This is a genomic window from Sphaerisporangium sp. NPDC049457 (genome assembly GCF_055586705.1).
In genome coordinates this window covers 512,023-535,281 of the sequence record NZ_JBVJHR010000002.1, presented here as the reverse complement: position 1 = coordinate 535,281, position 23,259 = coordinate 512,023, and the positions used below count along the sequence as shown (strand labels likewise).

The following is a 23,259-nucleotide window of genomic DNA, read 5'->3' as shown; positions in this document are numbered from 1 at the left end:
GCCGCCCGGGCCGTACACCCCGCGTCCGGAGCCCTCCGTCACCGCGGACGGCGCCGGACGCGCACCGAATCTGTGAGGAGAGACTCCAGCATGTCAGCAACGTGGTGGCGCGGAGCCGCGATCTACCAGGTCTACCTGCGAAGCTTCGCCGACGGCAACGGCGACGGCGTCGGCGACCTGGCCGGCCTGCGGTCCCGCCTGCCCTACCTGGCGGAGCTCGGCGTCGACGCGATCTGGCTCAACCCCTGGTACCCCTCTCCCATGGCCGACGGCGGTTACGACGTGGCGGACTACCGCGACATCGACCCCTCGTTCGGCACCCTGCCGGAAGCGGAGAAGTTCATCCAGGAGGCGCACGCGCTGGGCATCAGAACGATCATCGACATCGTGCCCAATCACGGCTCCGACCAGCAGGAATGGTTCCTCCAGGCGCTCGCGGCCGGGCCCGGGTCCGCAGAGCGCGCGCGTTTCTGGTTCGCCGACGGCCGCGGCGAGCTGCCCCCGAACGACTGGCGGTCGATCTTCGGCGGCCCGGCGTGGACGCGCGTGCCCGACGGGCAGTGGTACCTGCACCTGTTCGCCCCCGAGCAGCCGGACTTCAACTGGACCAACCCCGAGGTGGTGGAGGAGTTCCACGACATCCTGCGGTTCTGGTTCGACCGCGGCGTGGACGGCATCCGCATCGACTCTGCGGCCGTGCTCTTCAAGGACTTCGACAGCGTCGAGGAGTCCTACACCGACCACGACGCCGTCCACGAGGTGTACCGGGGCTGGCGCCGGATCGCCGACGAGTACGGCGAGCGCATTCTGATCGGCGAGGTGTGGCTGCCCGACCAGGAACGGTTCTCGCTGTACCTGCGGCCCGACGAGATGCACACCGCGTTCAACTTCGACTTCATGTCCCGCCCGTGGGAGGCGGGCGAGCTGCGGGAGTCGATCGACCTCACGCTGGCCACCCACCGCACGGTCGGCGCCCCGCCGACCTGGGTGCTGTCCAACCACGACGTGCCCCGGCCGGTGACCAAGTACGGCAGGGCCGTGACGTCCTTCAGCCACGACGACCGCAGGGACGGCATGCCCTCGGACCCGGCGCTGGGCGGGCGCAGGGCCAGGGCGGCGGCGCTGCTGGCCATGGCGCTGCCCGGCGGCGTGTACGTCTACCAGGGGGAGGAGCTCGGGCTGCCCGAGGTGGACGACATCCCCGGCGAGCTGCGCCAGGACCCGATGTGGACGCGGTCCGGGCACACCGTTCCCGGCCGGGACGGCTGCCGCGTGCCGCTGCCGTGGTCGGGGGACGCGCCGCCGTTCGGCTACAGCACCGGTGAGCCGTGGCTGCCCCAGCCCGCCTCGTGGCAGGACCTGACGGCCGAGGCGCAGAGCGCGAACCCCGACTCCATGCTGTGCCTGTACCGTACGGCGCTGCGCGTCAGGCGGGCCGAGCTCGGCGACGGCGTGCTGCGCTGGCTGGACGCGCCCGACGGCGTGCTCGCCTTCGCACGCGAGTCCGGGCTGGTCTGCGTGGTCAACCTGAACGCCGAGCCGGTGCCGCTGCCCGCGCACGAGAGCGTCCTGCTGGCCAGCGGCCCCCTCGGCGCGGACACCCTGCCCTCCGACACCGCCGTCTGGCTGCGCGTGACAGAGGCCGCGGGCTGAAACGACCGCAGGGTACCCCCTAGGGGTACTATGGGCGGCGAGGAGGCTCACATGGACGAGCACGGCACCCATCACCGCCCCATGCCCGCCGCCCCGGCCGGTCACGATCACCCGGCCCCGGCGGCGGAAGAACACCACCCGGCTCCGGAGGGGCACCGCCCAGCCCCGGAGGGACATCAGCATCCGGCCACGGAGGGTCACCGGCATCCGGCCCCCGAGGGACACCACCACCCGACCTCGGAGGGGCAGCACCACCCGGCTCCGGCGGCGGGCGCGCAGCAGCACGGTCCGCCCGCCGCCACCTGGGCGATGGCGGCGCGGGCGACCCTGCACTGCCTGACGGGCTGCGCGATCGGCGAGGTGGCCGGCATGGCCATCGGCACCGCCGCCGGCCTGCACAACGCCACGACCGTCGTGCTGTCGGTGGCGCTGGCGTTCGTCTTCGGTTACGCCTTCACCGTGCGCGGCGTGCTGCGCGCCGGGGTCGGCCTCGGCGCGGCGCTCAAGGTCGCGCTGGCCGCCGACACCATCTCGATCGCCGTCATGGAGGTGCTGGACAACGCGGTGATGGTCACCGTGCCCGGGGCGATGGACGCCGGGCTCGGCGAGGTGCTGTTCTGGGCCTCGCTGGCCGGGTCGCTGGTGGTGGCGTTCGTGCTGACCACCCCGGTCAACCGCTGGCTGATCTCCCGGGGCAAGGGCCACGCAGTCCTGCACGCCTACCACGGGGGTCACTGACCGGGGCGGCCGCCAAGACACTCCCGCACCGCCGCGACGAGCCGCTTCGCGCGCGCGTCGCCATGGCCGATCATCCGGTTGGCGACGTAGGCGAAGCCCACCCCCCACTCGTCGTCCCCGAAGCCGAACTGGCCGCCCGCGCCGTCGTTGCCGAAACTGCGCGGGCCCAGCATGGGACGGAAGCCCGGCGAGTCGAGCAGGAAACCCGCCCCCCACCGGGCGCCCACGTCCGGGAACCCCGACCACGAGACTCCCGACGACAGCTCCCGCACCGCCCCGGTGACGGTGTCCCGCGTCAGGAGACGGGGCGAGCCGTCCACTCCGGTCGCGGCGGCGGCGTACAGCCCGGCCAGGCCGCTCGCCGACGCGACCGCGCCGGCCCCGGGGAACTCGGCGGTGAGCATCGCGGGGTCGTTCCAGCCGCGCGGCAGCTCAAGGCCGGGGAAGACGAGCGCCCCGTTCATCGTCACCATGCGCGTCAGCAGTGATTCGGGGCCGGGCATCGGCGGCCGTCCCTCGGCCTCGACGAGCCGGGCGACCGTGGACAGCTCCTCCCGGGGCAGGCCGATCCAGGCGCGCAGGCCGAGTTCGTCGCCGACGGCCTTGCGGAAGTACGCGCCGGGCGTGAGCCCGGTGATCCGCCGGATCAGCTCGCCGATGAGGAAGCCGAAGACATGGCCGTGGTACTCGTAGGCGGCGCCCGGCTCCCACAGCGGCGGCTGCTCCTCGATCGCGCCGATCACCGGCGTCCAGGCGACGATCTCCTCGAAGCTCAGCACCCGGTCGAGGACCGGCAGCCCCGCGCGGTGCCCGAGCACCATGCGCGGCGTGATCGTCTCCTTGCCGGCCCGCGCGAACTCCGGCCAGTGCCGGCTCACCGGGGCGTCGAGATCCAGCCGGCCCTCCTGGGCGAGGAGGTGCGCGCAGACGGCGACGATGCCCTTGGCGCAGGAGAAGACGGGGACGGCCGTGTCGCGCTCCCATGGCCGGCCGGCGCGCTCGTCGGCGACGCCGCCCCACAGCTCCACGACCTTGCGCCCGCCGGCGAACACGGTGACGGCCGCGCCGAGCTCGCCGTGCTCGGCGAAGTTCCGGGAGAACGCGTCCGCGACCGGCCCGAACCCCTCGTCCGCCCATCCGCTGTGTCTCATCGTGCCCCTCCGTCGTGTGACGGGCGTGACCGGCCGGCCACCGTGGTGACCGGTCACGCCTGCTTGCCTGGCGCGGAACGTTACAGTGCCTAGGTATACTAGACAAGTACCTAGGGGCTCTAGGAAGGCGAGGTGGCGGATGGCGCGTGCCGGACTGACGGCCGAACGCGTGACGGAGGCGGCGGCCGATCTGGCGGACGCCGTGGGGCTTGAGAACCTGACCGTCTCAGCGCTGGCGCGAGGCTTGGGCGTCAAGGACGCGAGCCTGTATTCGCACGTCAGGAACCTGAAAGATCTGCGAGAGCGCGTCGCGCTGCTGGCCTCGGGCGAGATGGCCGACCGCATCGGCGCGGCGGTCGCGGGCCGGGCCGGGCAGGAGGCCCTGGCCGCGTTCGCCAACGCCTACCGGGAGTACGCCCTCGCCCATCCCGGGCGATACGCCGCCACGCAGCTCCCGATCGACCCCGCCGTCCTGGCCGGGTCGGCCGTCTTCGCCCGCAACATCGAGCTGACCTACGCGATGCTGCGCGCGTACCGGCTGCAGGAGCCCGACCTGACCGACGCGGGCCGCCTGCTGCGCAGCACCTTCCACGGCTACATCACCCTGGAGGCCAACGGCGGGTTCAGCCACGCCCGCGACGTGCGGGCGTCCTGGGACCGGGCCTTGGAGGCCCTGCACTTCCTGTTGCAGCACTGGCCCGCCGGCCCGTCAACAGGCGAGGCGGGCGGGACGGGCGCGACGGGGCACGACTCATGACGCCCGGCGCGGCCGCCGTCAGGCCGTCGAGCGGGATGCCCCGGCGCCGTACGGCCGCCCCGCGCTAGCCGAACAGGTCGGTCTCGTAGCCGTCGTCGCCCACGGGTCCCGGGGCGCCGGCGAGGCGGGTGTAGTGCTCCACGGAGAGCACGGGCTGGCCGACGTCGTTGGACAGGGCGAAGTAGTCGCCGTCCACGGTGATCTGGGTGCGGTGGGCGCGCAGCGCCGCGATCTTGGCCTCATGGTGGCCGCCCGCGTCGATGCGGGTGGTGACCTGCTCGTCGGGGACGCCGAACCCGAAGTCCTCCACCGACTTCGGCCGCGCGAACGGTCCGGCCTCCACCGCCTGCTCCAGCACCGACAGCGGCGTCGCGGTGGCGTAGAACCGCGACGGCGTCCACGGCTCGCCGTCGCCGAAGGACGGGTCGGCGGCCTTCTCGAACGCCCGCCACGCCACCCGGTGGGCCTGGATGTGGTCGGGGTGACCGTAGAACCCGTTGTCGTCGTAGGTCACGATCACCTGCGGCCGCACCTCGCGGACGATGCCGACCAGTTCCGCCGCCGCGAGGTCCACGTCACACTGCCAGAAGCAGGCCGGATCGTCGTTGGTGGGCGCACCCATCATGCCGGAGTCGCGCCAGCGGCCCGCGCCGCCGAGGAAGCGGTGGTCCCGCACGCCCAGCGCCGAGCAGGCCCGCGCCAACTCGCCCACCCGGTGCTCGCCGAGCCGGTCGTCGCGGTCGGCGGCCAGGTGGCGCAGCTCCTGCGGGATCACCTCGCCCTCCTCGCCGAGCGTGCAGGTGACCAGGCAGACGTGGGCGCCTTCGGCGGCGTACTTGGCCATGGTGGCGCCGGTGCCGATCGACTCGTCATCGGGGTGGGCGTGGACGAAGAGAATCCGACGATCGGGCGACATTGGCCGACCTGCCTTTCCTTCTGTGCCTTCCAGCCGGGTCCGCCGAGGGTTCCCGCGTTCTCCGAGGTGGCCTCGCGCGAACGGCGCGAGGGCCCGAATCCGGGACCTTACTCCACAAACGCGCTGGAACGAACCTTGACCGGCCCGGTCGACCCTCGTACGACCAGCTCGGGCTCGTACAGCAGCTCCTCCGCGGTGACCCTCGCGCCTTCGATCTGGCTGACCAGCAGGGTCACCGCGGTCCTGCCCATGGCCTCGATCGGCTGGCGGACCGTGGTCAGCGGCGGGTTGGTGCAGTTCATGAACGCCGAGTCGTCGAAGCCGACGATCGAGACGTCTTCGGGCACCGACATGCCCACGCGCCGCACGGCCCGGATGGCGCCCAGGGCCAGCGGGTCGCTGGCGCAGATCAGGCCGGTGACGCCCCGCTTGAGCAGCCGGGTGACCACGGCCTGTCCGCCTTCTGGGGAGAACAGCGTGTGCTCCACCGACTCGGGACCTGCCTCGGCGCCCGCCCGGCGGGCCGACGCGGTGAACGCGGCGAGCTTGCGCCGGGAGGGGATGTGGTCTTCGGGGCCGAGCACCAGCCCGATGCGCTCGTGCCCGAGGGAGGTCAGGTGGCCGAACGCCTGCTCGACCGCGACGGCGTCGTCGGTGGAGACGCGCGGGAAGTCCAGGCTCTCTGTGGCCGCGTTGACCAGCACGACGGGCAGCCGCAGGTCGAGCAGCCGCAGGTAGTGCTCGTGCGGCGCGTCGGCCTCGGCGTAGTGGCCGCCGGCGAACACGACCCCCGACACCTGCTGTTCGAGCAGCATCTCGACGTAGTCGGCCTCGGACAGGCCGCCCGCGGTGCGCGTGCACAGCACCGGGGTGAAGCCCTGCTGGGCGAGCGCGCCGCCGACGACCTCGGCCAGGGCGGGAAAGATCGGGTTGCCCAGCTCGGGGAGCACCAGGCCGACCAGACGGGCCCGCTCGCCGCGCAGTTGCGTGGGCCGTTCGTAGCCGAGCACGTCCAGCGCGGTCAGCACCGCGGCCCGCGTCGCCTCGGCAACCCCCGGCTTGCCGTTGAGCACCCGGCTGACCGTGGCCTCGCTGACGCCGACCTTTTTCGCCACTTCCGCCAGTCGCCGTGTCACGGCGCAATCATAGGTGGAAATCCTGCAAATCGCTTGCGTTCCTTTGACTCTTCGCCGGAATTGGCCCCGATTGGAACGTCGTCAAATTGCAGTTGTTTACAGCCCCTTGCACGGCCTGTGGCTACACCTGTCAGCGCAGTTCTTGTCAGCCCGCCGATTCGACCGGTTTGGCCGCTTCTACCGGTTCGACCGTTTCGACTGGTTCGATCGGTTCGGCGCCACCGGTGATCACCGCGACGACGCGCGCGCCCGGTTCGAACGCTCCCTGACCGGCCAGCGCGAAGATCCCGTACATCATCTTGGCGATGTAGACGCGGTCGAGCAGGAGGCCGTGCCGCGCCGCGAAGTCCTCGACGAACGCGTCCAGCGCCGCCGTGCGCCTGGCGTACCCGCCGAAGTGGAAGCCGCATTCCAGGCTCCAGTTGGCGGAGGGCGCGCCGAACGCCTCGCGCTGGAGCCGTTCGACCTCGCCGGCCAGGAACTCCCCGCCCTTCAGCACGGGGAAGCCGATGGCGCGGCGCCCCGGGGCGAGGCCGGCGGCGATGCCGGCCAGCGTGCCCCCCGTGCCGCAGGCGCAGCAGACCGCGTCGAACCCGCCGTAGGAGCGGGTCCCGGCGACGGCGAACCGGGCATCGGCCGTGAGCCGGGTGTCGGCGGCGAACCGGGCATCGGCCGTGAGCTGGGCGTCGATCTCGGCGGGCAGTTCGGCGCAGCCCTTGACGGCGAGGGCGTTGCTGCCGCCCTCGGGAAGCAGGTAGAAGTCGCCCCACTCCTCGCGCAGCCGGGAGATCACCTCGGGGGTGTGCTTCGCGCGGTAGGTCGTGCGGTCGAGGTAGGTGAGCCGCATCCCCCAGGCCACGGCGCGCGCCAGCGTGGGGTTGAGGGGCAGATGCTCCTCGCCGCGGATCACCCCGACGGTCGCGAACCCGAACCTCCGCCCAGCGGCGGCGGTGGCCCTGATGTGGTTGGAGTAGGCGCCGCCGAACGTCAGCAGCGTGCGGCTCCCCTGGCGCGCGGCCTCGGCGAGGTTGTACTTGAGCTTACGCCACTTGTTGCCCGGCAGCTCGGGGTGCAGCAGATCGTCCCGCTTGACGAACAGGCGGACACCGCCGAGCCGGTCGTCGCGTATCTCCTCGATCGGGCTCGGCGGCAGCGGCCGAAGCGGCCCGTCACCTGTTTCGCCGTTGTCCACAGGGCCAGCTTGGCAGGCGGCGAGCGGTGTGAGCGGCTCGGTAGGCTACCGACGGTCCTTCGAACATGAGGAGATGCGCGTCATGCGTGCTGCCGATGCCTTCCGCGCCGCGTACGGCCGTGAGCCCGAGCGTGTCTGGCACGCCCCCGGGCGGGTCAACCTGATCGGCGAGCACACCGACTACAACGACGGCTTCGTGCTGCCGTTCGCGGTGCCCTGGGGCGTCACCGCCGCCGTCTCGCTGCGCGACGACGACACCATCAGGCTGGTGTCCCTGCAAGACTCCGCGACGGCCGGCGGCGACGGGCACCAGGCCCCCCGCCCGCTGGTGATCACCGAGTACGACCAGGCCAAGGGCTGGGCGCGGTACGTCGTCGGCGTCTTCTGGGCGCTGCGGCAGGCCGGCCACGACGTCCGCGGCGCCGATCTGGTGATCGACGGCGACGTGCCGCAGGGCGCGGGGCTGTCCTCCAGCGCCGCCCTTGAGGTGTCGGTCGCCATGGCCTTGAACGACCTGCACGAGCTGGGCCTGGCCAAGCTCGACCTCGCCCTGATCTCGCAGAAGGCCGAGAACGACTTCGTCGGCATGCCCTGCGGCATCATGGACCAGGCCGCGTCCGCGCTCAGCGAAGAGGGCCACGTCCTGTTCATGGACTGCCGCAGCCTGGCGACGCGCAGCGTCCCGCTCGACCTCGCCGCCGAGGGCCTGCAGATTGTGATCATCGACACCGGCGTGCACCACGAACTCGCCGACGGGCAGTACGCGCGCCGCCGCCACGACTGCGAGAGCGCCGCGGCCCACCTCGGCGTCAAGGCGCTGCGCGACGTCACCGACCTGGCCGCCGCCCTGTCGCGGCTCCAGGGCGACGAGCGCAGGCGCGTCCAGCACGTCGTCACCGAGAACCACCGGGTGGAGGCGCTGATCGGCCTGCTGCGCGCCGGCGCCGTGCGCGAGATCGGCGCGCTGCTGAACGCCTCGCACCTCTCGCTGCGCGACCAGTACGACGTGTCCTGCCCCGAGCTGGACGTCGCGGTCGAGGCGGCCGTGCGCGGCGGCGCGCGCGGAGCCCGCATGACCGGCGGCGGGTTCGGCGGCTCGGCGATCGCCCTGGTGGCCGACGACCGGGCCGGCCAGGTCCGCGACGAGGTCGTCAGGGCCTACGAGCAGCGTGACTGGGCAGCCCCCCGCTTCTTCCCCGCCACCCTCGCCCCCGGCGCCCACCGCCTCCTCTAGCACGCTGGCACGCAGGTTCACCGGTCGCGCGCCGTACAACGGCGCCGGCATCGCCACACCCCACCGACCCGGCGCCGGATACATTCACCCCACACCGCAAGAAACCGACCCTCGCCCCCCCCACAGCCAACAGGGGGCGGTGGTGCACACGGGTGAAAGGAAGGCCGCCCTCAGCGCGGGGCCGGTTCGGTGAGGTCGCGAGATGGCCTGGAGAGGCGGCGCCGCGTACCGGGGGCTCCCACGGCCGGGCCCCTGATCAGCCCGAAGCCGCCCTCAGCGCGGGGCGGGTTCGGTGTGGTTGCGAGATGGCCTGGCGGGGCGGCGGCGCGGGCTGGGGGTGTTCTCGGGCCGGGGGCCCTGGTCAGGCCGGAGGTGTGGGGCTCGCTGGGGGTCCAGGTTGAAGCGGGAGGTGAGGCCGCTGGCCTCCAGGACGCGGCATACGGGCGACGAGGGCTCCGCGAGCCTTAGTTCCCCGCCGAGGAGCAGTGAACGCCGCCGGGCGGCCAGCAGGGCTCCGAGCCCGCTGGCGTCCATGAAGGTGACCTGTGAGAGGTCGACGACGAGCCGGGTGTGCGGCGACCGGAGCAGGCCGAGAAGCCGCTCGCTCAAATCAGAGGAGCATGCGATGTCGATGTCCCCGCTGACGCGGCACACGATGGCGTCGCCAAGGACGGTTACTGACAGGTCCATCCAAGGACCTCCAATCAGCGGACGCGAGGGCGGTTCGCGGTGGAGCAAAACCGCCCCTTTTGCGTCCTTATTGGTGAAGGCGGCAGACCGCCCCCACATGCGCCTTTCGGCTTGTACTACCTAGATCGGGCGAACCTGCTCCGCCTGGGGGCCCTTCGGGCCACGAGTCGTCTGGTAGTCCACTCGCTGGTTCTCTTCCAGGCTGCGGTAGCCCGAGGCGTCGATCGCGGAGTAGTGCACGAACACGTCCGCGCTGCCGTCATCGGGAGCGATGAACCCGAAGCCCTTTTCGGCGTTGAACCACTTGACGGTTCCCTGAGCCATGTAACTGATCTCCTCATGAGACGATCTACGAGGTCCACGGCGCGGATCCTCGGGTTGTTTAGCGACCGACCGCCCCTTGAAACACTTTGGCTTCGCACGGTGGAACGCCCGCTGTTAGAACTCCGCAGGCGCTGCTACACGTTAACGAACCTCTACTACAACCGATCCCCATTCAACACCATGCCGCCCGGGAAGGCCAACGCAGACCCCTTCTTTCGCGCGCCCGCTCCGGCGGCGCCGAGAGCCCGTCATCGCCTGCCACGAAGGGGCCGCCGGTGGCGGGCGCTGCCCCCGGCGCCGCCTCGGGCGCCCGCCGCCGAGGAGCCTCAGCCGGCGAGCGGCGGGAAGGCGGGCGGGCGGCGCTCCAGGAAGCTGGCGACGCCCTCGGCGAAGTCCGGGCGGCCGAAGGAGTCCATCATGAGCCGCACGGCCTCGGTCTCCGACTCCTCCAGTGACCGCTGCCAGTCGCCCCAGATCTGCCGCTTGATCACGGCCATCGAGGCGGGCGAGCTGTGGGCCGCCAGCTCGCGCGCGTAGGCGAGGGTCTCCTCCAGCAGCCGCTCCCCCGGCACCACCCGGTTGGCCAGGCCCATCTCGCCGGCCTCCGCGCCGGTGAACGTGCGGCCGGACAGCAGGATGTCCATCGCCCTGGCCTGCCCGATGAGCCGGGGAAGGATCCACGCCAGGCCGTACTCGGCGATCAGGCCGCGCCGGGCGAAGGCGGTGGTCCACTTGGCCTCGGCGGCGGTGAACACCAGGTCGCACACCACCGCGTGCGCCAGTCCCAGCCCGGCGCAGGCGCCGTTGACGGCCGCGATGACGGGCTTGCGGATGGTCGTCGGGTGGGTGTTGGGACGCTTGTCGGGCTCGGCGTCGTACGAGCCGTCCCGCAGGGCGGCGAGCGTCTGGAAGTCCGCCCCGGCGCAGAAGCCCTTGCCCGCGCCGGTGACCACGACGACCCGCACGCCGGGGTCGCGCTCGGCCTCCTCCAGCAGGTCGAAGTAGCGCCTGCCCATGGCGTCGGTCCACGCGTTCAGCCGGTCCGGCCGGTTGAAGGTGAGCGTCAGCACGCCTTCGTCCAGCGACGACAGCACCAGATCGGACATGGAACCTCCAGCGGAGACCGATACAGAATAACGTTCTACACCAGTCTGCCGGACGAGCGGGGCCCGGTCACCCTCCGTACTGGCTCTTCCGGGGGTGGTGGACGAACGCCGGCGAGAGCTGCACGTCCTCGTAGTAGCGGTGGAAGACCGGCGTGAGCGAGCCGGACAGCGGCGGGACGATCCACGACCAGTCCGCCGGGCAGATGCGCCCCGACCGCTCCTCCCGCTCCAGGTGGGACATGAACCGGCGCGACTCGGTGTGGTGGTCGGTGATCGTCACGCCCGCCCGCTCGAACGAGTGCAGAACGGCGACGTTCAGCTCGACCAGCGCCTGGTCCTTCCAGAGCGTGCGCTCGTTGGAGGTGTCCAGGCCGAGCCGCCGCGCGACGACCTCCAGCATGTCGTAGCGGTCGGTGTCGGCCAGGTTGCGGGCGCCGATCTCGGTGCCCATGTACCAGCCGTTGAACGGCGCGCACGGGTAGCAGACGCCGCCGATCTCCAGGCACATGCCGGAGATCGCCGGGACGGCGTGCCAGCGCAGCCCGAGCTCGGCGAACCACGGGAAGACCGGGTGGACGAGCGCGACCTCCAAGATCGCGTCGGCCGGGACGGTGGCCAGCAACGGCGGCCGGCCGCCCGCCTCGATGATCAGGGGGAGCACGTCGAAGTCGGTGCCGGGGCCGCCCGGCCACCCCAGGCGGCGGGCCATGGCGGTGAGATCGGCGTTGCGCGCGTCGCCGGCCAGCATCGCGCCGTCCGGTCCCCGGTAGCCCGCGTACCGGATGAGCTGCTCGTTCCAGATGCGCGGCCCCGGGCGGTCCGGCCGGTCCTGGGCGAAGACGGTGATCGTGGGGCGGATGCGCCCGGTCCCGGTGGCCTCGCGCAGGTGCTCGACCGACTCAACCGCGACCCCCTCGGCGGTGTCGACGTGGCGGCGGTCGCGCACCCGGAGCGAGTGCCAGTACAGCCTGCCGATGCACCGGTTGCTGTTGCGCCAGGCCACGCGCGCCCCGAAGGCCAGTTCGTCGGCGGTGTGGGTGTAGGTGCCCCACGCGTCGATCTCGGCCAGCACCTGGTGCATGCGCGGCCAGAACGGGCCCGCAGAGGGGTTCTCTGCGTGGAACAGCCGCAGGAACTTCTCGGCCTCCTGCGGGTCCGCGTAACCGTCGCCGTCGCCGGGCCGGTGCAGGGGCAGCGCCACCGGCTGCGCAGGCCGGGCGGACCGGCGGCCGCCGTCCCGTTCATGGATCGACACGGGGACTCCGCTCCGTCCAGGGGGAGACAGTGGGACATCCTTCCCCGAGGGGGAAGACCCGCGGGCACCGCCCTCCTCAGGGGACGACGCGGAGGCCTGACGAACCCATTGACGCGTCGCGACAGCAGACTTTACCCGAACCAGAGCTCTCAACCAGCCCAACACCGGACAACCGCCACATCATTCACATGGGTGTCACAGTCGTTCCGGGAGCTCTGACAACCCTGGGCGCAGCGGCCTTCCCCGCTGCGGTCGGCACGGATCCGCGGCTTTCCGCGCTCCGGCCACGGGCGAACGCGGTGACGGTGCGCGTCGGCGCGTAAGCACAGTGCCATGAAGTGCGGCAGACCCACATCTTCAGCCATCAGCCGGGATTTGTCCCGGCATATCGCGGAAGGGTTGGTGTCCGAGAACGGCAACAGCCCCAGGGAGACTCCCTGGGGGCCGCGGGTTGTCGCGGACGCTCTCGGCATCCATTGACCGCGCGGATGGGCGCGGGGAACAATTTTGCTCGAACAGCTGCCCGGATCGACCGCACGGGGCGATCACGTTGAGGGACGGTATGTGGACGAGCGCCGGAAAACCAGGCAGGAGCTTGTGCTCAAGGTGCTCGGATGGGGCACCGTCGTCTACTTCCTGATCGCCGGCTTCGCGCTGGATCAGCATGCGTTGTTCGAGTTGAACCCTCCGCCGTCGGCGGCCCGGCTGCACGAGACGAGGATCGCCTACGCGGACGCTCTCGACGGCAAGAGTCGTCAACTGGACAGGACCGACACGGTCGAGGCCGCGAACCTCGCCATGCAGGCCGTCCAGATCAGGGCCGAGGCCGACTCCGCCATCAAGGAGCAATCGGACAGCCGTGGCCGGGCCATCGCCCTGATCGCCGGGGGCGTGGCGTTCTCCATCCTGTATCCCTTGCTGATCGTGGCCACCTACCGCCGAACCGACCCTGACGGCACCCTGGCGGCCGGCGACCTCATCCCGCTGAGGGCGGCCCTGGCGTACGGCATCCTGATGAGCATCGTGACGGCGACCGCGGCGATCATGACGGCTTACGAGTGAACGGGCTCACCGACCGGCTCCCGGAACGACTCAGGCCCCCTGTCCTTGATCTGGGACAGGGGGCCTGAACTTCATGCTTCTCGGCTCTACCGAAGCTCCCGCGATAGGACTCGAACCTATAACCTGCCGGTTAACAGCCGGCTGCTCTGCCGATTGAGCTACACGGGACCGTTTGCGCCCCGCTGGCTGGGCGTTGGCCCTTCCTTGCGGCGCGGAACTAGATTAGCGCATTCCGAGGGGTGCATGTCGCACCCGGATCATCCGGGCTTCGGCGGGGCACTCCTCGGGCGCCGGAAGCCCGTGGCGGGCTCCGCCGTGCGGGCCCGTTCGCCCTCCGGTGGAAGCTTGCGCCCGTCCGCACCATAACCGCCCGCAGCGAGGGTAGGGGAGCCGAGAGCGGGGGATGCCAACGGCACGCGGGAGGTAAACCAGATGCGATATCGATTCACGTTCGCCGTAGGCCTGGCCATCGGGTACGTCCTCGGCAGCAAGGCCGGGCGAGAGCGGTACGAGCAGATCAGACGGCTGGCGCAGCGCGTCGCCGACAGCCCCATGGTCCAGCAGGCCGCGGGCGTCGCGGGGGCCCAGGCCTCCAAGGCGGCCGAGGTGACCAAGCACAAGCTGGGCGACGTCCTCGGCGACCGGGTGCCCTTCCTGCACAGGAACGGCTGGAGCGCCGTCAGGGACGACACGGGCACCGGCTGGCCCGACAGCGAGATGGACCGCGTCACCTGACCGGCGCGCATACGGAGACGGCCCGCGTGAACCCCCGCGTCCGGGCCGTTTCCGCACGCCGTGAGCACGGTGGCCGTCGCGCCTGCCACCGGAGGATGCGCCGGAGCCGGACGCCGGGCGGCCGCGCGAGTCCTGCGGGCGCCGGGCGCGCGGCGGTTCGTCAGACGCCGAGGTTGCGGCGGAGTTGTTCCAGGGCCTGTTCGGCGGCGGCTCGCAGGCCGGGGTCGGAGGGGTCCAGGCCCGCGTCGAAGACCAACTCCCAGTCGGCCGTCTCCTGGCCGGGGACCCGGCGGGCCACCAGTCGCACTCCCCCGCGCTCGCCCAGGCGGACGTGGCGGTTGACCAGGATCGAGGAGGTCACCCGCTCGCGGACGGCCTCGGGCAGGCGTCCGGGGTCGGGCAGTTCCACCCGCCGGCGGGTGCCGTCGGTGCCCACGACCAGCAGTCCCTCCTCGTCCCACAGCGCCCGGTCGATGCGGTACCACGGCATGACCGTGCCGGCCGGCAGGCGCAGCGCGCGGTCGGTGGCGACGACGTACCCGCCGTCCGGCGTCCGGGCGTGGACCAGCACCCGCTCGCCCGCGTCCAGCGTCACGCCGGCCTCCGCGGGAAGGCTCCTCGCACCCCAGGGAAATCGCATGGGTTGAAAGCTACCGGCCGCCGGGGCGGGGGTGTCACCCGGCCAGCAGGTCGAGGGTGAGGGCGGCGGACCAGGAGAAGTCGCGGCAGCCGCGCCCCATGCCGTCGAAGGGGTCGTAGCATTCGCGGAACCCCGCCTGGCGCACCAGGCGCAGGGTGCCGGCCGCCAGCACCCTCTCCAGGGCGTCCAGCCCGTGCTCGGCCGCTGCCTGGCGCAGCAGCCAGTTGGTGTTCACCCAGGACGGCCCGCGCCAGTACCGCTCGCGGTCGAACTCCAGCGCCCGCACCTCACAGCTCGGCACCGGGTAGCCGCTCGGGCCGAGGAAGCCCGACTCCAGCACCTCGGCCAGCGTCCCGACGATCGGTGCGGGCATGCCGGGGTCCAGCAGCGGGCCGAAGCCGCCGATGGTGCGTACCGGGATGAGCGCCCCGGTGCGCAGGTCGCGCGCGTAGAAGGCGCCCTCCCACAGATGGTCGAGCAGCCCGCCGCGGATCCGCTCGGCTGCCTCCTCGAACGGCTTGCGGTCGGCCCCGATGGCGTCGGCCAGGTTGGCCAGCGCCGTGCACGAGGCCAGCCAGATCCCGTTGAACATGGGGTCCTCGACGGCGAAGGGGTGCTCGTCGCGCAGGTAGCCGGCCCCGTACCCGGCGTCGCGGTAGCGCAGGGCCAGCCAGACGTAGCGGTCGTGGTGGCTGTCGGAGTGCCACTCCTCCAGCCCGCAGGCGTAGCGGACCATGGGCAGCGCGGCCAGCGGGGCGTCCCAGGCGGGGCTGTCGTCCAGGCCCGACTCCCAGGGGTGGACGATCGCCGCCAGCCCGTCGCCGCCGAGGTCGCGGGCGGTGGCCAGGTAGTCGTGCTGGGCCACCAGGCTGGGCCAGGCCTTGCGGACGAAGCCGAGCGCCGCGTCCCGGTCGGCCGCGTACCGCCAGATCCACCACACGGCGCAGGCCTGCAGCGGCGGCTGGGTGAGGCCCGAGGTGGACACCCCGCGCGGCGCGGCGGCGCAGTCGGCCGACCGCCACATCGACGGCCCCGGGTAGTAGGCGTCCAGCACGGAGGGGTCGAAGACGATGTGCGGCAGCATTCCGGTGCTCCACTGGCCGGAGAACAGGCTCAGGAGCTCCGTGCAGGCTCGGGACCATCGGCGGCGGGCGAGTCCGATCGCCACGAACGCGGAGTCCCAGCTCCACTGGTGGGGGTAGCGCCCCGCCGCGGGGACGGTGGCCGACCCCGTCCAATTCGCGTCAAGCACGTCGAGTGCGGCCTGCTCGAGCGCGGTGTCGTCGTCGAGCGCGGACCGCGCGTCCATCGGATCGTCGGCAGGAGTCCGCAATCCTGAGGCGGGAGGCCCGCCGCGCCTCGCGGCGCGGGACGTGCTTCCCGGCGGGTCGGGCTCGGCGGCCGTGATCAAGCCCGCCCGGCCGTGACCGCCTCCTCGGAGAACGGGAGAAGGTGCCGTCCCTGCCTTGCCCCCTTTCCTCGTCCCGGCGGACCTCGGCGCTGATGGCCCGCGCCCGTCCAGGGCCTATGGCCTCATCTGACCCTGGACGGGCGCGGGACGTCTCACTCGAGGTAGTCGCGCAGCATCTGCGCCCGCGTCGGATGGCGCAGCTTGGCCAGAGTCTTGGACTCGATCTGGCGGATGCGCTCGCGCGTCACCCCGAACTCCCTGCCGACCTCCTCCAGCGTCCTCGGGTGCCCGTCGGACAGCCCGAAGCGGAGCTGGATGATGCGCTGCTCCCGGTCGGAGAGGGTGGCGAGGATGTCGTCGAGCTGGTCCTGCAACATGATGAACGCCGCGGCCTCGATCGGCACCACGGCGTCGGCGTCCTCGATGAAGTCGCCGAGGTCGGAGTCCTCCTCGCCGATCGGCGACTGCAGCGACACCGGCTCCTGCGCGATGCGCTGGATCTCCACGACGCGGTCCACGGGCAGGTCCATCTCCAGCGCGATCTCCTCGGGAGCGGGCTCCCGGCCGAGATCCTGGTGGAGCTGGCGCTGCACGCGCACCAGCTTGTTGATCGTCTCGACCATGTGCACGGGAATTCGAATCGTCCGCGCCTGGTCGGCGATCGCCCGGGTGATCGCCTGGCGAATCCACCACGTGGCGTAGGTCGAGAACTTATATCCCTTGGTGTAGTCGAATTTCTCGACCGCGCGGATCAGCCCGAGGTTGCCCTCCTGGATGAGGTCGAGGAAGAGCATTCCGCGGCCGACATAGCGTTTGGCGATCGACACCACGAGCCGCAGGTTGGCCTCGATGAGCCTCTGCTTGGCCCGCACGCCCTCCCATACGAGCTCCTCGAACTCGGGTTTGGCCAGCCGCATGCCGATGTCGCACAGTTTGTCCTCGGCGAAGAGCCCCGCCTCGATCGCCTTGGCCAGCTCCACCTCCTCCTCGGCCGTCAGGAGCGGCACGCGGCCGATCTCCCGCAGGTAGATGCGGACGAGGTCACTGGTCGGCGCCCGCTTGCCGACATCCTCCTCATCGGGGCGGACGGTGTCCTCGTCGCCTTGCGGCTCGAGCACCTCCACGCCCTTTTCGGCGAGCATCCGCACGACACGCTCCAGCGCGTCGGCCGGCAACTCGGAGCGGTCGAGCGCGGCGGCGACGTCGTCGACGGTGACGCTGCCGCGCTCCTTTCCTCTCGCGACGAGATCCGCCACCTGGTCTACCGACGGCGGTCCACTTGGCAGCACCGATGCACCCACGGCACATAGTCTGCGGTATAGGGGCGGTAAAAGGGCAGGCCTATTTTTGTCACCAGAGGTAAGGCCGAGGCATTACCGAATTGATATGAAACAAAAGTTTGGGCACTGAGGGAAGCGGAAAGAAAGGTAAATTACGCTCCGACCGCGCGTTCTCTTAAGACGCGCCGTTGCTGTTCGAGCGCGACCAGTTCACCGAAGAGCCGGTTGTAGTCCTGCTGCTGCTCAACGGGGTTGAGGCGCTCCATCTTGGCCTTGATCTGCACCAGCGCCCGGGTCACGGCGATCTCGGCCAGCCGGGCCAGCACGGCCTGGCCGTAGCGCTCCTCGCTCGCCAGGTCGGCCCGCACGGGGTCGACCGCGAACCTGGTCGCCAGGGCTCGCAGGGCGTCGTCCTCGGTCGCGGCGAGCAGCTTGTCGACCCACTCGCGGCCGCCGGGGCCGCCCGCCGCCGTGCCGCCCACCGTCATGACGAGCTCGTACAGGGCGACGTGCTCGGGCACGGTGAACGCCTGGGACCCCAGGGCGTCGAACTCGGGGCCCATGAGCGCGGGGCGCTGCACCGCGAGCTTCAGCGCCTCGGCCTCGATGCGGACCATCGGGTCGGCGGGATCGGCCGGAGGGGGCGCGCTCGCCCGTCTCGCGGGCCGCCCGGACGCCGCCCGGCCCTCAGGCCGGCCGCCGCCGACCTCCTGGATGCGCCGCAGCACCATGCGTTCGTCCATGAAGCCGAGCCAGCGGTCGAGGTCGATGGCGTACCTGCCGCGCAGCGCGGGGTCCTTGATGCCGGCCACCAGCGGGGCGGCGGCGTCCAGGGCGGCGAGACGGCCCTCGTTGGTGGTCAGCTCGTAGCGCGAGATGACGCTGCGGATGGCGAACGCGAACAGCGGCTCGCGGGCGGCGACCAGGTCGCGGACGGCAGCGTCGCCGTGCTTGACCCGCAGGTCGCACGGGTCGAGCCCGTCGGGCTGCACCGCCACGAAGGTCTGGGTGACGAACTTCTGCTCGTCGGCGAAGGCGCGCAGGGCGGCCCGCTGGCCCGCGGAGTCGCCGTCGAAGGTGAAGACGACCTCGCCGCGGAACTCGGCCTGGTCGAGCAGGAGCCGGCGCAGGACCTTGATGTGCTCTTCGCCGAAGGAGGTGCCGCAGGTGGCGACGGCCGTGGGCACGCCCGCCAGGTGGCAGGCCATCACGTCGGTGTACCCCTCGACGACGACGGCCTGCGAACGCTTGGAGATCTCGCGCTTGGCCAGGTCGATGCCGTAGAGCACCGTGCTCTTCTTGTAGATCGGGCTCTCAGGGGTGTTGAGGTACTTGGGCCCGTCGTCGCCGTCGAGCAGCTTGCGCGCGCCGAAGCCGATCACGTCGCCGGTGATGTCGCGGATCGGCCAGACCAGCCGGCCGCGGAACCGGTCGACCGGGCCGCGGCGGCCCTCTCTGGCCAGGCCGCCCTTGATCAGCTCGTTGGCGGTGAACCCGCGGCCCAGCAGGTGGCGGGCCAGGCGATCCCACTCGGTGGGGGCGTAGCCCACCCCGAAGTGGTCGGCGTCGACCCGCTCGAAGCCGCGCTCGGACAGGAACCGGCGGCCCGGCGCCGCCTCGGGGGTCTCAAGCTGGGAGACGTAGAACTCGGCGGCGGCCCTGTGGGCCTCGATCAGGCGGCTGCGCTCGCCCTGCTCACGCCCGGGGACGTACCCGCCCTGCTCGTAGCGGAGCTGGATGCCCGCACGCTGCGCCAGCCGCTCGATCGCCTCGGCGAAGGACAGATGCTCGAGCTTGCGGACGAAGGTGATGACGTCGCCGCCCTCGGCGCAGCCGAAGCAGTACCAGTAGCCGCGGGACGGGGTGACGTTGAACGACGGGGACTTCTCCTCGTGGAAGGGGCACAGGCCTTTGAGATTGCCGCCGCCGGCGTTGCGAAGCTGGATGTGCTCCCCCACGACGTCGGCGATCATTGAGCGCTCTCGCACGAGCGCGATGTCCTCGTCACTGATCCGCCCTGCCACGCCGCGAGTCTACGACTCGCCACCGACATCCCGCTCCGGCGGCCGCCGCCGGCAACCGTCCAAGATGGTGGATTTTCGGCGAATAAGTCGTGATGGCGGCAAAGGTCGGTTACAAAGGGAACGCTCATATCGGTAACGTCAAGCGGGTGGAGATCATGCGATCGGGGCGACTGGCCGTCATCGGAGCGGCGGTGCTGGTCACCGCCGCCTGCGCGGCCCCGGGCGGTGTGGCCGGCATAAGCACGCTGCCGCCCGCGCCGCCGATGCGAGACGTGGCGGCCACCGGCGCGGCGGAGGTGCTCCCCAGCCCCTCGCCCACCGGCGGGGGTGGCACCGAGATCGACGCCGCCACGCTGAAGCCGACCCCCTCGCCCTCCTCGGGCGCCCGCGCCGAGGTCAGGCCGCCGCGCGGCGACGACCCCGTCCGCGTGCCCCCGCCCAGGCTGTCCAAGTTCACCTACGTCTTCCCCGTGCGCGGATGCCGGGTGAGCTACGCCCGCAAGCAGCTCGTCCTGCCGAAGACGACCATCTGGGCCGGCAAGGGCTGCGCGTACGTCTCGCCGGTCACCGGCGTCGTGCACGAGGTGAGCACCAAGGACCGCTGGAAGTCCTCCACCGACCACGGGGCCGAGCGCGAGGGCCTGTTCGTGTCGGTGCTCGGCGACGACGGGGTGCGCTACTTCGGCGGCCACCTCGACGCGGTCGAGGCGGGCATCCGGCCCGGGACGCGCGTCGCGGCGGGCCAGGCGCTCGGACGCGTCGGCGACTCGGGCAACGCCAGAGGGCAGGGCACGAACCTGTACTTCGCGGTGTCCTGGGCCACCTCCTCCCGGTACTGGTGGGTGCGCCGGGGCATGGTCGACCCGTGGACCTACCTGGACGCGTGGCTGAAGGGCAACCCCACGATGTCCCCGGCCGAGCAGGTGGCCGCGACGCGCGCCCGGGTGGGCGCGACGCCTCCCTGCCGCACGCTGTGCGCCTCCAAGCCGGTCAAGAAGCGGCCCACCCCCGTGCCCACCCAGACCGCCGACCCCGACACCGTCACCACCGGCTGACGCCCGCCACCACCCGCTGACGCCCACCACCCGCTGACGCCCGCCGCCCGCCGGCACTCGCCGCCGCGGGAGGCGCCGGTCAGGGCCCGTCGTCCTGACCGGCGCACGGCCGCCGGTCAGGGAGCGCCGATCCTCGCGGCGATGATCGGCGCGAGGCGATTCGCGATCTTCACGTGTCCCGCGTCGTTCGGATGCACGGAGTCGCTGAGGTCGGCGCCGGTCAGCCAGCCTTCGGTGTTGATGTAGAAGACGTTGGGGTCGCCGCCGTCGTTGAGCGTCCGCACCGCGGCCTGCGTCTGGGCGACGAACTTCATACGGAAGGTCTCCATGGCGAAGATCGTGGCGTACGGGTACTTCGCCCGGATCTCGTGCAGCAGGTTGGTGTAGGAGTCCTGGAACTGCGGGGTGTGCACGCCGTGGCCGGAGTCGTTGGTGCCGAGGTTGACCACCACCACGTGCGCCTGGTAGCGGGAGAAGTCCCAGTCCGGGGTCGCCGCGTTGGGGTTCAGCTTGAGGAACTGCCGCTCCAGCCCCACGCACCCGTCCGCCGTGGCCACCAGGCAGGCGCCGCCCTGGGCGATCTGCGTGTGCCGCACGCCGAGCCGCTCGCCGACGAGCCAGCCGTACGCCGTCAGCGCGTTCTTCGAGGTGGTGGTCCCCACGGTGATCGAGTCGCCGATGAACTCAAGGAGCGTCGAGGGCACGTTCGCGCGGAACGTGCTCGCGCCCGGGTCCAGGACCAGGCCCTGGAAGACCGCGTCGCCGTGGTAGGACCCGGCGACGACGCGGTAGGAGACGCGCAGCGTGTGGCCGCCCGACGGCAGCGGCGAGGGGGTCAGGTTCACCGTGCCGCTAACGTTGGTGCGGTAGACGAACGGGCCGTTGTCGATGCTGTAGTACAGATCGATGGTGTTGCGCTGCTTGAGCTTGACCGTCGTCCCGGTGAAGCCGGTGGTGAAGTACGCGCCCGCCCAGTACGGCGTGTAGGCCGCGGGGTTCCTGGTGTCCCAGCGGCCGGTGAAGGAGATGTTGGCGTCGGTCGGCGAGCCGTCGCCGGTCGCCGCCGTCGCCGGGAGCGGCGCGACGCCTCCGATGACCAGGGCCGCCACCGCCCCCATGATGATCGCTCTCAACCTGGGCATGTGATCGTCCTTCCTCGGTGCGGGAATGACCGGGGCCGCTACGCGACCGGGCACGCCGGTCGGGCCGCCCTCGGTGCCGACGAGGTGGACGATGGTGTCGCCGGAGGAGCCGGGCGCGCGTGCGTGGCGCCGTGGGCGGGAGGATGAACGACGTCGCGACCGGTCCTCGACGCTAGGTCGGCGCGCGCGGCGCGGCAACGGCCCAGGGCCGCCGGGGCGCCGGTCCCGGGCCTTCACCCAGCTCACCTCGCGGCCCACCATCGCGCGGCCGTGGAACTTACACCGCCGGCGCGCCGGAGGCGTCAGACGCGCGAGCCCAGGGAGCGGTGCAGGGCGACGGCGCTGCCGTCGGTGAGCGAGGCGATCTGGTCGATCACCACGCGCAGCCGCGCCGCGTCGTCGGCCGCGCCGGCGAAGGCCTGGCGCAGCGCGGGCTCCAGCGTCCCGGGAGCGCCCAGCATGATCATGGATGCCAGCTCGGCGATCAGTTCGCGCTGGCGCGCCTGGTTGGCGTGGTGGTCCGCGCGTGACATCACGTAGTGCGCGGTGACGCCCTTGAGCAGCGCGCACTCCAGCCGGGTGACCCGCGGCACGATGAGGTCGGCGCCGTACCTGGTGCGTCCCCGGCCGTACGCCTGCATCGTGGCCTCCTGGGCCGACAGGCAGAACCGGCCGATCAGCGCGCTGGTGAAGGACTTGATCGCCACCAGGTCGGCCATGGTCTCCTCGAAGCGCCGAGGCCACAGCGGCTCGGCGACCAGGCGGGTCAGCGTCTCCTCCAGCTCGGTCAGGCAGGAGTCGCCCGCGTACCACTTGAGCGTGCGCTCGCACACCTCCCGCCGCTCCCCCGGGTCGAGCAGCATCCGCGGGGTGAGATGCCCGGAGTGCAGGGCGTCCTCAAGGTCGTGCACGGAGTAGGCCACGTCGTCGGACCAGTCCATGACCTGCGCCTCGAAGCTGACCCTCCCCTCGGGCGCGCCCAGCCTGACCCAGTCGAAGACGGGCAGGTCGTCGGGGTAGACGCCGAACTTCGGGCCGTGGGCGGAGGTCCACGGGTACTTCAGCGACGAGTCGAGGCTCGCGCGGGCGAGGTTGAGCCCGGCGCTGCGGCCGTCGCCGGTGAGGACCTTGGCCTCCAGGCGGGTCAGCAGCCGCAGGCTCTGGGCGTTGCCCTCGAAGCCTCCGCAGCGGGCCGCGAGCTCGTTCAGCGCCGTCTCGCCGTTGTGCCCGAACGGGGGGTGGCCGAGGTCGTGGGCGAGGCAGGCGGTCTCCACCAGGTCGGGGTCGCAGCCGAGCGCCTTGCCCATCTCGCGGCCGATCTGGGCGCACTCCAGGGAGTGGGTCAGGCGGGTGCGCGGGATGTGGCGGCCGTGGTCGGGGATCTCACCCGGCCCGACGACCTGGGTCTTGGCGGCCAGCCGCCGCAGCGCGGCGCTGTGCAGCACCCGTGCCCGGTCGCGCTCGAACGCGCTTCGCTCGGGGTTGCCGGGAGGTTCCGGCACCCATCTGGCCTGATCTGCTTCGTCGTAGCCTGTCATCGGTAGCGGGGATGCTACCCCCGCTATGGGCGGTACATGACAAACATGCAGGAAACTCGCGATGTCCGGCGCATTTCGTCTTTCCCCGCAGGTCACCCGCCCCCTATGCCACCCCTGCCGGAGGCCGGCCCCCGGGGTGGCGCGGTACCCCGGGGGCCGGAGACTCCGGCGGCAGAGCCGGCGGAGGTGAACGGGGCTCCGGCGCTCCCCCGGCCCAGTT

21 protein-coding genes and 1 tRNA gene are annotated in these 23,259 nt (G+C 71.8%); 7 read left to right on the top strand and 15 right to left on the bottom strand.

Translation table 11 applies throughout. The features are described 5' to 3' along the window. Positions 1 to 90: 90 nt before the first annotated feature. Both ACZ6QO_RS05635 and ACZ6QO_RS05630 read left to right on the top strand, forming a co-directional pair. Entirely contained in the window at positions 91 to 1,653 is a 1,563-nt protein-coding gene (locus ACZ6QO_RS05635; RefSeq protein ID WP_465847963.1) for a glycoside hydrolase family 13 protein, read from the top strand. A gap of 51 nt (positions 1,654 to 1,704) precedes the next feature. Further along, positions 1,705 to 2,391: a DUF4396 domain-containing protein gene (locus ACZ6QO_RS05630; protein WP_465847961.1), complete on the top strand. Its 687-nt coding sequence runs from the start codon at positions 1,705 to 1,707 to the stop codon at positions 2,389 to 2,391. Here ACZ6QO_RS05630 and ACZ6QO_RS05625 read toward each other — a convergent pair. Continuing rightward, positions 2,385 to 3,542: a serine hydrolase domain-containing protein gene (locus ACZ6QO_RS05625; RefSeq protein ID WP_465847959.1), complete on the bottom strand. Its 1,158-nt coding sequence runs from the start codon at positions 3,540 to 3,542 to the stop codon at positions 2,385 to 2,387. The two genes, ACZ6QO_RS05630 and ACZ6QO_RS05625, sit on opposite strands and share 7 nt — an antisense overlap. A gap of 139 nt (positions 3,543 to 3,681) precedes the next feature. Here ACZ6QO_RS05625 and ACZ6QO_RS05620 point away from each other — a divergent pair, with 139 nt between their 5' ends. After that, positions 3,682 to 4,299, top strand: a complete 618-nt coding sequence (locus tag ACZ6QO_RS05620; protein WP_465847957.1) for a TetR/AcrR family transcriptional regulator — start codon at positions 3,682 to 3,684, stop codon at positions 4,297 to 4,299. Between the two features lie 64 nt (positions 4,300 to 4,363). On the opposite strand, the gene mshB is transcribed toward ACZ6QO_RS05620, so the two are convergent. From mshB to ACZ6QO_RS05605, 3 genes are all read right to left on the bottom strand, one after another. Further along, on the bottom strand, positions 4,364 to 5,215 hold the full coding sequence (gene mshB / locus ACZ6QO_RS05615; RefSeq protein WP_465847955.1) for an N-acetyl-1-D-myo-inositol-2-amino-2-deoxy-alpha-D-glucopyranoside deacetylase: 852 nt from the start codon (positions 5,213 to 5,215) through the stop codon (positions 4,364 to 4,366). Between the two features lie 107 nt (positions 5,216 to 5,322). Then, positions 5,323 to 6,351: a LacI family DNA-binding transcriptional regulator gene (locus ACZ6QO_RS05610; protein WP_465847953.1), complete on the bottom strand. Its 1,029-nt coding sequence runs from the start codon at positions 6,349 to 6,351 to the stop codon at positions 5,323 to 5,325. A 145-nt stretch (positions 6,352 to 6,496) separates the two neighbouring features. Next, positions 6,497 to 7,543 (bottom strand): 1-aminocyclopropane-1-carboxylate deaminase/D-cysteine desulfhydrase, encoded by a 1,047-nt coding sequence (locus ACZ6QO_RS05605; protein ID WP_465847951.1) that lies wholly within the window; start codon positions 7,541 to 7,543, stop codon positions 6,497 to 6,499. 82 nt (positions 7,544 to 7,625) lie between these two features. Between ACZ6QO_RS05605 and galK the strand changes: the two genes are divergently transcribed. Beyond that, positions 7,626 to 8,777 carry a galactokinase gene (galK, locus tag ACZ6QO_RS05600; protein WP_465847949.1) on the top strand — a complete coding sequence of 384 codons (1,152 nt, stop codon included), beginning with the start codon at positions 7,626 to 7,628 and terminating at the stop codon, positions 8,775 to 8,777. 273 nt (positions 8,778 to 9,050) lie between these two features. On the opposite strand, the gene ACZ6QO_RS05595 is transcribed toward galK, so the two are convergent. The 4 genes from ACZ6QO_RS05595 to ACZ6QO_RS05580 all read right to left on the bottom strand — a co-directional run bounded on the left by ACZ6QO_RS05595 (position 9,051) and on the right by ACZ6QO_RS05580 (position 12,152). Beyond that, positions 9,051 to 9,467, bottom strand: coding sequence for an STAS domain-containing protein (locus tag ACZ6QO_RS05595; protein ID WP_465847947.1), 417 nt, complete (start codon positions 9,465 to 9,467; stop codon positions 9,051 to 9,053). Positions 9,468 to 9,587: 120 nt separating this feature from the next. After that, positions 9,588 to 9,791, bottom strand: a complete 204-nt coding sequence (locus tag ACZ6QO_RS05590) for a cold-shock protein (RefSeq protein ID WP_465847945.1) — start codon at positions 9,789 to 9,791, stop codon at positions 9,588 to 9,590. A gap of 326 nt (positions 9,792 to 10,117) precedes the next feature. Next, positions 10,118 to 10,897: an enoyl-CoA hydratase-related protein gene (locus tag ACZ6QO_RS05585; RefSeq protein ID WP_465847943.1), complete on the bottom strand. Its 780-nt coding sequence runs from the start codon at positions 10,895 to 10,897 to the stop codon at positions 10,118 to 10,120. Positions 10,898 to 10,964: 67 nt separating this feature from the next. Then, positions 10,965 to 12,152, bottom strand: a complete 1,188-nt coding sequence (locus ACZ6QO_RS05580; protein WP_465847942.1) for a nitric oxide synthase oxygenase — start codon at positions 12,150 to 12,152, stop codon at positions 10,965 to 10,967. Positions 12,153 to 12,716: 564 nt separating this feature from the next. On the opposite strand from ACZ6QO_RS05580, the gene ACZ6QO_RS05575 reads away from it, so the two are divergent. After that, positions 12,717 to 13,214, top strand: a complete 498-nt coding sequence (locus ACZ6QO_RS05575; protein WP_465847940.1) for a hypothetical protein — start codon at positions 12,717 to 12,719, stop codon at positions 13,212 to 13,214. Between the two features lie 95 nt (positions 13,215 to 13,309). Here the strand turns inward: ACZ6QO_RS05575 and ACZ6QO_RS05570 are convergent. Continuing rightward, a tRNA-Asn gene (locus tag ACZ6QO_RS05570) sits at positions 13,310 to 13,382 on the bottom strand. 264 nt (positions 13,383 to 13,646) lie between these two features. Here ACZ6QO_RS05570 and ACZ6QO_RS05565 point away from each other — a divergent pair. Then, positions 13,647 to 13,949 carry a YtxH domain-containing protein gene (locus ACZ6QO_RS05565; RefSeq protein WP_465847939.1) on the top strand — a complete coding sequence of 101 codons (303 nt, stop codon included), beginning with the start codon at positions 13,647 to 13,649 and terminating at the stop codon, positions 13,947 to 13,949. A 160-nt stretch (positions 13,950 to 14,109) separates the two neighbouring features. Here ACZ6QO_RS05565 and ACZ6QO_RS05560 read toward each other — a convergent pair whose 3' ends face one another. From ACZ6QO_RS05560 to dnaG, 4 genes are all read right to left on the bottom strand, one after another. Further along, positions 14,110 to 14,589 (bottom strand): hypothetical protein, encoded by a 480-nt coding sequence (locus tag ACZ6QO_RS05560; protein WP_465847937.1) that lies wholly within the window; start codon positions 14,587 to 14,589, stop codon positions 14,110 to 14,112. A gap of 34 nt (positions 14,590 to 14,623) precedes the next feature. Beyond that, on the bottom strand, positions 14,624 to 15,898 hold the full coding sequence (locus ACZ6QO_RS05555) for an amylo-alpha-1,6-glucosidase (RefSeq protein WP_465847935.1): 1,275 nt from the start codon (positions 15,896 to 15,898) through the stop codon (positions 14,624 to 14,626). Positions 15,899 to 16,152: 254 nt separating this feature from the next. Continuing rightward, on the bottom strand, positions 16,153 to 17,256 hold the full coding sequence (rpoD, locus tag ACZ6QO_RS05550) for an RNA polymerase sigma factor RpoD (RefSeq protein WP_465847933.1): 1,104 nt from the start codon (positions 17,254 to 17,256) through the stop codon (positions 16,153 to 16,155). Between the two features lie 176 nt (positions 17,257 to 17,432). Continuing rightward, positions 17,433 to 19,304 (bottom strand): DNA primase, encoded by a 1,872-nt coding sequence (gene dnaG, locus ACZ6QO_RS05545; protein WP_465847931.1) that lies wholly within the window; start codon positions 19,302 to 19,304, stop codon positions 17,433 to 17,435. A 155-nt stretch (positions 19,305 to 19,459) separates the two neighbouring features. Between dnaG and ACZ6QO_RS05540 the strand changes: the two genes are divergently transcribed. Beyond that, a complete protein-coding gene (locus ACZ6QO_RS05540) occupies positions 19,460 to 20,359 on the top strand; it encodes a M23 family metallopeptidase (RefSeq protein ID WP_465848091.1) in 900 nt (299 codons plus the stop codon). Between the two features lie 116 nt (positions 20,360 to 20,475). On the opposite strand, the gene ACZ6QO_RS05535 is transcribed toward ACZ6QO_RS05540, so the two are convergent. Further along, positions 20,476 to 21,501 carry an SGNH/GDSL hydrolase family protein gene (locus ACZ6QO_RS05535; protein ID WP_465847930.1) on the bottom strand — a complete coding sequence of 342 codons (1,026 nt, stop codon included), beginning with the start codon at positions 21,499 to 21,501 and terminating at the stop codon, positions 20,476 to 20,478. 302 nt (positions 21,502 to 21,803) lie between these two features. After that, positions 21,804 to 23,039 carry a deoxyguanosinetriphosphate triphosphohydrolase gene (locus ACZ6QO_RS05530; RefSeq protein ID WP_465847929.1) on the bottom strand — a complete coding sequence of 412 codons (1,236 nt, stop codon included), beginning with the start codon at positions 23,037 to 23,039 and terminating at the stop codon, positions 21,804 to 21,806. Positions 23,040 to 23,259: the final 220 nt, after the last annotated feature.